Origin of the sequence: Micromonospora sp. NPDC048843 (assembly GCF_040649965.1) — a bacterium.
Classification (GTDB): domain Bacteria; phylum Actinomycetota; class Actinomycetes; order Mycobacteriales; family Micromonosporaceae; genus Micromonospora; species Micromonospora hortensis.
This window is the reverse complement of the sequence record NZ_JBEZGJ010000226.1, coordinates 1-9,433: the sequence shown is the minus strand read 5'-3', so window position 1 is coordinate 9,433 and position 9,433 is coordinate 1. Positions and strand designations below refer to the sequence as shown.

The following is a 9,433-nucleotide window of genomic DNA, read 5'->3' as shown; positions in this document are numbered from 1 at the left end:
GCGCGTCGTACCGCTTGGGCCCGATCAGGCTGAACACGTCACCCTCGCGGCCGTCCTCGCGTACCAGAGTCGCGGTGAGGCCCAGCCGGCGGCGGCGCCCCCGCGCCCCCAGAACGACGAAGAAAGCTCAGCCAACGACGGAGAACAACCGCCGCCGCGCCCCCAGCAACGCGACGGAAGCCAGCACCAGCCCGACCCCCATGGTGACCAGCAGCGGGCTGGGGTCGCCCGGCAGCAGCGCGGCCACCGACCGCGACGCGGTGCCCAGGGCGAGGTAGAGACCGGCCCAGGCGGCCGCGCCGATCGTCGCGCAGCCGAGAAATCGGCGGTACGACATCCGCAGCCCGCCGGCGGCCAGGGGCAGCAGCGCGTTGAAGACCGGCAGGAACGGCGCGACCATCATCATCCGGCCGCCGCCGCGACGCAGGATTCCTTCGGCCGCCGTCCAGCGGGCCTCGCCGATCCAGCCGCCGACGCGGCTGCCGCGCAGGCGGTCGGAGTAGCGACGGCCGACCAGGAAGCTCAGCGACCAGCCGGCCAGGCAGCCGATCAGCACCGCGGTGAAGGTGGCCAGCCCGGTGCTCGGGCGGCCGACGCCGACGGCGGCGAGGATGGCGACGTCGCCGGGGACCAGGACACCCAGCAGGGGTACGGCGTCGAAGAGCATGACGAGCCCGAGCGCACCCATCAGCAGCAGAATCGGTAGTTCTCCGATCTGGGCCAGCCATTGCGTCATGCCGTCGACGCTATGGCCGTGGCACCACTTCGGACATCGGGTCGTAGCCCCCAGTGACCCCTGGTATCCGCCTCGGGGTCGCCCCTGAGTCGGGGTCCGCCTCAGGCGGGGCGCAGCACCTGCACGTGGCGTAGCGACGAGTCGACCGACGGTTCGGTGGTGGGCACCGGGTAGTCGGCCAGCACGGTCAGGCGGTCTGTCGGTAGGTGTCCGCGACCGGGGTCGCCGACCAGCACGTCGGCACCTGCGGCGGCGGCCCGCTGCAGGAAGGGCAGCATGCGGTCGGCCATCGCGCGGTCGTAGAAGACGTCTCCGGCGACGACCAGGTCGACCTTCGCTTCGGTGCTGTCGAGCAGGTCGTCCCCGGTGGCGTCGACGGCGACCTGGTTGGCCCGCGCGTTGAGGGTGACGGCGGCGACGGCGTACGGGTCGATGTCGTTGGCGATCACCTCCGCGGCGCCGGCGAGCGCGGCGGCGATGGCTACCAGTCCGGACCCGGCGGCAAGGTCGAGCACCCGGCGGCCGGCTGCCAGCTCCGGGTGGTCCAGGAGGTGGCGGGCCAGCGCTTGCCCTCCGGCCCAGGCGGACGCCCAGTACGGCGCGGGCAGCGCGTGTCCGGCGGCTGCTTCCATCCGGGCCCACCAGACGATCGCGTCCTCGGCCAGGTGCAGCCGCACCTCGGGGACGAACGGAGTGGGCATCAGCCGGAGCCGGTCCAGACCGGCGCCGGGCGCGTGAATCTCGCGTTCCAGCTCGGTCAACGCGTCGGCTGCGGCATCTCTCATCGGCGCAAGCATGCCCCAGCGGCGGTTGGTCGGGGCGGGTTTCGCATGCCGCCGCGCAGAGTTCACCCGAGTTCAGTCAAATACCTACGGCACTTCGGCCAGCGGATCGGGGTTTTGCCCGTTACTGTCGAACAGGTACGGGCGATCATCGGCCAGAGGCCGAGGGTCAGCCGCTTTGAACAGGGAGAGATGCATGGCAACCGGCACGGTTAAGTGGTTCAACTCGGAAAAGGGCTTCGGCTTCATCGAGCAGGACGGTGGAGGGCCGGACGTGTTCGTCCACTACTCCGCCATCGCTTCGAGCGGCTACCGGGAGCTCAACGAGGGCCAGAAGGTCGAGTTCGAGGTGACCCAGGGGCAGAAGGGTCCGCAGGCGGACAACGTCCGCCCGATGTAGCTCCGTGCCGGTGACGGCGGCCGGTCTCCGGCCGCCGTCGCAGCGCACTCAAGACGCCGCCGGGGCGGCGGGCAGGTCCCGCCGCCTCCGGATTGGCCCTACCAGCAGGATCAACGGGGTGAGCGCCAGCCAGGCGGTCATCACGACAATTGCCGTCTCGACGCCGTAACGTGCGCCGATGGCACCGGCCAGCACGGCCGCCAGCGGGATCGTGCCGTAGTTGAGCAGATGCATGCTCACCGTCACCCGGCCCAGCAGGTGGTGCGGCGTGTAGGTCTGCCGGAAGGCGCCCTTGACCACGTTGCCGATGGCCACCCCGAGACCGATCAGCAGGCCGCCGAGGGCGGGCCAGGCCAGCCCGACGCCGGGTGCGGCGAGCGGGATGAGCAGCGCGGGCGGGCCGGTGAACGCCGCCGCGATCAGTAGCGCCCGTGCGGTGCCGCAGCGCCTGGCCACAGTGGTGGCGAGCAGCGCGCCGATGATTCCGCCGGCGCTCATCACCCCGACGAGCCCGCCCACCAGGCCCGGCTCGAGACGCAGTTCGCGGACCAGGAAGACCACCAGGACGGCCTGGTATCCGGTCAGCCCGATGTTGCTGGCCGCGCCGAAGAGCGTGAGCACCCGCAGGTACGGGTCCCTGATGACGAAGCGCAGCCCCTCGCTGATGTCCCGGCGCAGCGGTCGGGACCGCTCAGAAGGGCGTACGCGTGGTTCGCGGGTGCGGATGCGCAGTAGGAACACCGCGGAGAGCAGGAATGTGAGCGCGTCCAGCAGCAGCGCGGCGACGGCGCCGACGAGTTGGGCGATCAGACCGGCGAGGCCGGGTCCGACGACGTAGCTCACTGTCTGGGTCGCCTGGAGCTTGGCGTTGCCCTCCGGCAGTTGCTCGGGTCGCAGCAGCACCGGCAGGTAGACCTGGTCGGCGGTCTCGAAGAAGACGCGCGCGGCGCCCGCGCTGAGGGCGACCACCAGCAGGTGCGCGACGGTGAGCCGGTCCACCAGCGCGGCCACTGGCACGCTGAGGAAGGCCACCGCGCAGAGCAGGTCGCAGATCACCATCACCGGTCGGCGGGGCAGCCTGTCGACCCACGCGCCGGCCGGCAGGCCGATCAGCAACCAGGGCAGCCAGGCCGCGGCGGTGAGCACCGCCACCTGGAAGGTGCCGGCGTCGAGGACGGCGACCGCGACCAGGGGCAGCGCGACGGTGGTGACGTTGCTGCCGACGCTGCTGACCGCCTGGCCGGCCCAGAGCAGCCGGAAGTCGCGGTGCCGCAGCAGCCCTCCGGTCGGACGGACGTCGGTGGTGTCGTCGCGGGTGGCGGTGGTCACGGTTTGGCCGGTACGCCGTGGACGAACACGAAGACCGGCCTGCGGTCGGCGTCGTCGTCGGGTGGCTCCCGGTCGGCCCAGCGCGCGAGGACGTCGATCATCTCGCGGCTCAGCTCGGCCAGTTCCTCGGGTGTGAGGCGTAGCCAGTGGTCGGTGGAGAACGGCGCGTCGTTCCAGGTGGCCTGGGTGCTCTCGTCGGCGGCGTGCCAGGCCCGGGCCAGGGCGACGTGCCGGTCCAGGTTGAGCGAGGTGGCGGCGTCGGCGACCGCTCGGGCCGCCGGGTCGGCGTCGAAGTCGGCGTTGGACCAGCTCAGCGCTCGGGTGACCAGGCGCCACCACCGCTCGCGCCGGTCCCGGGCCAACTCGGGCGCCTCGGTGACCAGGTCGGCGGCGGCGAGGACCTTGAGGTGGTGGCTGACGTTCGCGGGGGCCTGGTCGGTGCGCTCGGCGAGCAGCCCGACGGTGGAGGGCCCGTGGACCTTGAACACGTCCATCAGCCGGCGGCGCAGCGGGTGGGACATGGCGGCCAGCACCCGGGAGTCGTTGATCTGGCGTACGTCGGAGCTGTCCATACCGACAGGATGGCATCCGCAACAGCTCTTGCGCAATAACTATTGCTCAAGAGCCGTTGCGGATGCGCCAAGAGGGGCGGCCCGGCGGCCTCGGGCCGCCCCTCGCTCAGGCGACCAGCCGGCGGGCCAACTCGTCGGCGACCTGCTTGGCCATGGTGGGCGGGATGGCTGCGGCGATCTTCTCCGGCGTCAGCGACGCCAGGACGCCCTGGACGATCGCCGGCTCATCGGTGAAGTCCCGGTTGGACAGCGCGGTCAGCGCCGCCTGCAACGCGCTCACCTGGGCGGCGAGCGACGTCAGCGTCGGGTGCGCCGAGACGAAGTTCGGGACCGTGGCATCCTCACCGACCGCCATCCGGGTGTAGATCTGCCCGATCGGGTTACGGCCGTCCAGCACTGTGAGGTTCTTGTGGACGGTGGCCAGCCAGTTGTGTTCTTCGGGGGTCATGTCGTCGTCCTCCAGGAGTCCGATGGAGCTGAGGTACCGGCGGAACAGGGGCCGCTGGTCGCGGCCCGCCTTGATGGCGTCGCGGAAGAAGCTGAAGTGGGTGTGCCAGCGGTGGGAGCTGTCGCCACTGGTGCGCTTGCCGAGGCGGTCCCACCGCCGCACAGTGGTGCCGTCGGGGCTGTAGATGATCTCCCGGATGTCCCGGGCGTCGGCCGCGTTCGCGACGCACTGCGCGACGCACCAGACCGAGAAGCTGGGCAGCGTGTTCGTACGACCACCGGAGCGGACATTGAACTGGCCGACGTCCAACGCCGCCGCGTCGAGGGTCAGCCCGGCCCGGTCGCGGGGCGACTCGACCACCGAGTAGTCGTTAGTGACCACCCGGTCCGATCCGCAGTGGTAGCCACCCCGGTGGGCTGAGTCGCCGACGATGCCGACCTCGCCCGGGTCCAGGTCGTCTGGCCCGGGGGCGTTGTCGAGGTGAGTGAGGAGCAGGCTTCGGAGGGCCAGAAGATTAGCCGGGGCCCGGGTCATGGGGTCCCCCTTTCCGAGAGGCGGGGACCGGGCACGACGTCACACCGCGTACGCGGTGCTGGGCTTGGGGCGAGCCCGGCCTACTGGTGCACGGCGCCGGGCGTTGACTCAACCATAGCCCGCGTTTTGGACAAACGCCCAGCTCAGAGCAGGTCAGTGCAAACTGGAGACTGCCGAGGGTCAGAGTGGACGATTGGCAACAGCAGCGCCGAGGGGTGAGCCGAATCGTGCAAAACCTGCCGCCAACCGGCACGCAGCGTCACCGCCGTGCCGAGGGGTTCCCCGGTGCCGGGGTTGCGGGCCCACCGTGGATGGGCACCACCGGAGACCTGCACCCGCAGTCGGTTTCCGGCGGCGAAGCGGTACGCGGTCGGCCAGAGCGGCACCGGAATCCGCAGTGCCCCGGAAGGGTCGGTCGGGAAGCGCTCTGGCGTGACCCGCACCAGGCCGTCGCACACGTTCCACGAGCGACCCTGGCGGTCCACGTCGCACAGGCGAACGAAGACGTCCAGGTAGGGCAGATCGCTGCGGAGGTGGATCTCGGCGCGGACCGGGCCGATCACCTCGACCGGCGCGGTCAGTGGGGCGCTGGTGTAGGTCAGCACGTCGGGGCGGGCCTCGACACGCCTGTTGTCGACCGGGCCGGCCCGTTGGGCGACGAGCAGTGGACCGCCCAGCGACGGGGTGGGGTCGGCGGGGTCGTAGAGCAGAGCGTCCGGTGCCGACGCGACAGGTGGGCGTGCCGCCAGCTCGCCACCGGGTTGCAGGTGCCAGGCGGTCTCGACCGCTGGGGGTGGCCAGTCCGGCAGGTCCCGCCAGCCGCCACCGGCGCCGCCGACGTGGATGCGCACGGGTGGCCGGGCTGGTCCCGCCGGGACGGGCGATCGAGGCACTGCCGGCAGGTGCTCGTCGAGCCAGGCCAACCCCTCGCGCAGCGCGGCCACGAACAGTCCGGGGCTCCCGTGCGTCCACGGGCCGATCACCAGGCGCGACGGTGTGCCGGCGGCGCGCAGCACGGCGTAATCGTCGAGCTGGGCGGGCAGGAAGATGTCGTGCCAACCGCTGACCATGGTCACCGGCGCCCGCACCTTCGCGACCTGGTCGGCGAAGACCCGGGTCCGCCAGTAGGCGGCCTGCGGTGTGTGGTGGCGCAGCCACTCCTGGAAGAACGGGATGGTCACGCCGGTGGCCACCCGGTCGGCCTCGACCAGGGGGAGGTGCTCCAGCGCGGCGGCCAGCCGGGGTTGCCCGCGCTTGAGCTCCCACTGCCGGGCCAGCCACGGCACTGTCTGCGCGTGCAGCAGCTCCGCCCAGGTCAGCACTGTGTCCAGGGCGAAGGACTCCCCCGCGTACGTCGAGTCGCGGGTGGCCGAGGCTGTCACCACGGCGACCATCGCGCGCAGTTCCTCGCCGGCGTCGGCGGCCAGGGCCCACTGGGCGAAGCCCTGGTAGCTGACCCCGAACATGCCGAGTTGCCCGGACCACCAGGGCTGGCGACGCAGCCAGTCCAGCGTGTCCGCGCCGTCGTCGCGCTCGTGCACCAGCGGGGCGAACGTTCCACCTGAGCCGCCGGTGCCCCGGCACGACTGGATCACCGCGTGTCGACCCCGGGCGGCGAGCAGCCGACCGAGCAGCCGCAACGGCCCACCCCGCCCGTAGGGGGTGCGGATCAGCACTGTCGGCGCGCCGCGGACGGCCGGGGCGTAGTGGTCGGTCCGCAGCACCACACCGTCGCGGGCCCGCACCGGGAGGTCACGGCGGACCCGCACCGGGCCGGGGCGGGTCGGTGGCAGGTGCAGCGCGGCGCTGGCGAGGCGGGTGACGAGGTCCGGCACCGGTCAGCCCGTCGGGCGGCGGGGTGACTCCGGCCGGGCGGCGCGCACCGCGTCGCGGTGCCCGCGCAGCGACTCGCTCATCTCCGCCATGAACCGGTGCACCACCTCCAGCTCGTCCTCGCTGAAGCGGGCCATCACCGTGTCGGTACGGGCGCCCAGCGGGCGGAAGAACTCCATGGCCAGGGCGGCACCCTGGTCGGCGTAGTGCAGCAGCACCTTGCGCCGGTCGACGGTGTCCCGGTCGCGACGGATGTGCCCGGCCCGTTCCAGGCGGTCGATCAGGGCCGTGACCGAGCCGGAGGAGAGGTTCAGCTGCTCGCCGAGACGGCCGGGGGTGATCGGGTCACCGAGCAGTTCGGCGTCCATCACCGCGATCAACGCCTGCAGGTCGGTCGGGTTGAGGCCGTGCAGGTTGGCGAAGGCGTGGCCGACCTGCTGGGCGTCCACCGCGTACCGCCGGAGGTTGTTGGTGATCTCCGCGACCAGCTGCTCGCGGCGCGTGTCGCGCCGTCGGTACATGCCGTGAGTCGCCACCTCGCGCCGCTCTTCCCGTCGTCGGTCCCCCGGGTTGCAGCATAGAACAGCCCCGGATAATCTCGGCTATCAAGATACTCGGCTTTCGAAAGACCTTGAGGTCACCTGATGTCTGTGTTCACCAGAGTCGCTCGTGGCCGGCTGGCCGCCTGGCTCACAGTGGCCGCCGCGATCGTCGTGGGCGCCGCCGTCTTCGGGACACCTCAGCCGGACAACCCGGCGCCGGTGTCCGCCACCGGCCTGTCCGTGCAGTGGCAGTCGACCCAGGTGCAACGTCTGCAGGATCAGCTGCCCTCCAGCGACGTGCAGCCGGCCATCGTGGTGATCAGCCGTGGTGACGGCGGCGCGCTGAGCGAGGCCGACCGGGCCACCGTCGGCGCCCGCGCCGACGGTCTGCGCCGCTTCGCGGTGGGTGGGCAGGTCAGCCCCGCCCAGGTCTCCCCGGACGGCGCGGTGGCCCTTGTCGCCGTGCCGCTGGACACCGCCGGCGGGCAGGAGATCGTCACCGACGCGGTGACCCAGCTGCGCGCCACCCTCGCTGACCTACCCGACGGGCTGACCGCCGAGGTGACCGGCGCCCCGGCGTTCACCGCCGACCTTTCCTCGGTGTTCGACGGCGCCGACGTCACACTGCTCGTCGTGACCGCCGCCGTGGTCGCGCTGCTCCTGCTGATCACCTACCGCAGCCCGTTCCTGTGGATAGTGCCGCTGGCCGTGGTCGCCGCCACCGAGCAGCTCACACTGCGCGCGGTGGACGTCATCGTGCCGGGCGTCGGCATCAACCTCCAGCAGGGTCAGGTCACCGGCATCGCCAGCGTGCTGGTCTTCGGCGCCGCCACCGACTACGCGCTGCTGCTCATCGCCCGCTACCGGGAGGAGCTGCGCCGCGAGGAGGACCGGTTCGCGGCGATGCGCGCCGCGTTGCGGCGCACCGCGGAGCCGATCCTCGCCAGCGGCGGCACCGTCGTGCTCGGCGTGCTCACCCTGCTGCTCAGCGAGCAGGAGACCAACCGGGCGCTGGCCGTGGCATGCGCCACCGGTGTGGTCTTCGCCATGCTCTCGGCCCTGTTCGTGCTCCCCGCCGTGCTGGTGCTGTTCGGTCGCGGCCTGTTCTGGCCGTTCGTACCCCGGGTCGGCGGCCCGGTGCGCGAGGGTCGGCTCTGGGGTCGGCTCGGCGCCGCCGTGCAACGCCGCCCGGTGGTTGTCGCGACGCTGGCCACACTGCTGCTCGGCGGCCTGGCACTGGGTGGGCTCGGCATCCGTACCGGCCTGTCCGAGACCGAACAGTTCCGGGCCGAGCCCGAGGCGGTGACCGGGGCACAGACCCTGGCCCGGGCCTTCCCCGCCGGCAGCACCCAGCCCGTCGCCGTGATCACCACCCCGGCGGCGGTGCGGGCGGTCACCGACGCAGCCACGGCCGTGCCCGGTGTCGCCTCGGCACGCCCCGGCGACGCCGGCGCGGCCATCGCCCAGGTCGACGTGGTCCTCGACGCCGAACCCGGCACCACCGCCTCGGACCGCGCGATCGAGGCGCTGCGGGCGGCGGTCGCCGCCGTTCCCGACTCCGCGCCGCCGGCCGCCGCCGGCGCCGACGCCCCGCCCGGGGCCATCGTCGGCGGCTCCGTGGCCGCCACCTACGACTCCGACGAGGCCAACGACCGGGATCTGCGACTCATCCTGCCGATCATCCTGCTGCTGGTCGCCGCCGTGCTCGTGCTGCTGCTACGCGGTCTGCTCGCGCCGCTGCTGTTGGTGCTGACCGTGATCGCGTCGTACTTCGCCAGCCTCGGCGCGGCCTGGCTGCTCTTCGACCACGTGCTCGGCTTCCCGGCCCTGGACAGCGGTGTACTGCTGCTGGCCTTCGTCTTCCTGGTGGCGCTCGGGGTGGACTACAACATCTTCCTGGTCACCCGGGCCCGGGAGGACGCCCGCAGCGCCGGCACCCGCGCCGGGATGCTCTCCGCCCTGCGGGTCACCGGTGGTGTGATCACCAGCGCCGGAGTGCTGCTCGCCGCGGTCTTCGCCGTACTCGGTGTGCTCCCGCTGATCACCCTGACCCAGATCGGGATCATCGTCTGCATCGGTGTCCTGCTCGACACCCTGCTGGTCCGTACGGTCCTGGTGCCGGCGCTGGCGTTCCTGCTCGGCGACCGCTTCTGGTGGCCCGGTCGCATCACGCGTGACCCGGTGCAGGCCACCCCGCACTCGCCCGAGCCGGTCGCCGCGCACGACTGACCGACTCGACGGGAGCCGTGGCGGATCC

9 protein-coding genes are annotated in these 9,433 nt (G+C 72.2%); 2 read left to right on the top strand and 7 right to left on the bottom strand.

Annotated elements, in window-relative coordinates:
* Positions 1-127 precede the first annotated feature (127 nt).
* Positions 128-736, bottom strand: a complete 609-nt coding sequence (locus tag AB0C20_RS32560; protein WP_357190316.1) for a VTT domain-containing protein — start codon at positions 734-736, stop codon at positions 128-130.
* A 101-nt stretch (positions 737-837) separates the two neighbouring features.
* A complete protein-coding gene (locus AB0C20_RS32555; protein WP_357190318.1) occupies positions 838-1,521 on the bottom strand; it encodes a 50S ribosomal protein L11 methyltransferase in 684 nt (227 codons plus the stop codon).
* Between the two features lie 193 nt (positions 1,522-1,714).
* Between AB0C20_RS32555 and AB0C20_RS32550 the strand changes: the two genes are divergently transcribed.
* Complete coding sequence (locus AB0C20_RS32550) at positions 1,715-1,918, top strand: cold-shock protein (protein ID WP_007462771.1); 204 nt, start codon at positions 1,715-1,717, stop codon at positions 1,916-1,918.
* Positions 1,919-1,966: 48 nt separating this feature from the next.
* On the opposite strand, the gene AB0C20_RS32545 is transcribed toward AB0C20_RS32550, so the two are convergent.
* The 5 genes from AB0C20_RS32545 to AB0C20_RS32525 all read right to left on the bottom strand — a co-directional run bounded on the left by AB0C20_RS32545 (position 1,967) and on the right by AB0C20_RS32525 (position 7,155).
* Positions 1,967-3,247: an MFS transporter gene (locus AB0C20_RS32545; RefSeq protein WP_357569438.1), complete on the bottom strand. Its 1,281-nt coding sequence runs from the start codon at positions 3,245-3,247 to the stop codon at positions 1,967-1,969.
* On the bottom strand, positions 3,244-3,819 hold the full coding sequence (locus tag AB0C20_RS32540) for a helix-turn-helix domain-containing protein (RefSeq protein ID WP_357190322.1): 576 nt from the start codon (positions 3,817-3,819) through the stop codon (positions 3,244-3,246). The genes AB0C20_RS32545 and AB0C20_RS32540 overlap by 4 nt, the downstream gene beginning before the upstream one ends.
* Positions 3,820-3,925: 106 nt before the next feature.
* Complete coding sequence (locus AB0C20_RS32535) at positions 3,926-4,801, bottom strand: hypothetical protein (RefSeq protein ID WP_357190324.1); 876 nt, start codon at positions 4,799-4,801, stop codon at positions 3,926-3,928.
* A gap of 143 nt (positions 4,802-4,944) precedes the next feature.
* The gene (locus AB0C20_RS32530; protein ID WP_357569437.1) at positions 4,945-6,636 is read right to left on the bottom strand and encodes a CocE/NonD family hydrolase; all 1,692 of its coding nucleotides are present in this window, start codon (positions 6,634-6,636) and stop codon (positions 4,945-4,947) included.
* Between the two features lie 3 nt (positions 6,637-6,639).
* Positions 6,640-7,155, bottom strand: a complete 516-nt coding sequence (locus AB0C20_RS32525) for a MarR family transcriptional regulator (protein WP_091407987.1) — start codon at positions 7,153-7,155, stop codon at positions 6,640-6,642.
* A 123-nt stretch (positions 7,156-7,278) separates the two neighbouring features.
* On the opposite strand from AB0C20_RS32525, the gene AB0C20_RS32520 reads away from it, so the two are divergent.
* Complete coding sequence (locus tag AB0C20_RS32520) at positions 7,279-9,405, top strand: efflux RND transporter permease subunit (protein ID WP_357569436.1); 2,127 nt, start codon at positions 7,279-7,281, stop codon at positions 9,403-9,405.
* Positions 9,406-9,433 lie beyond the last annotated feature (28 nt).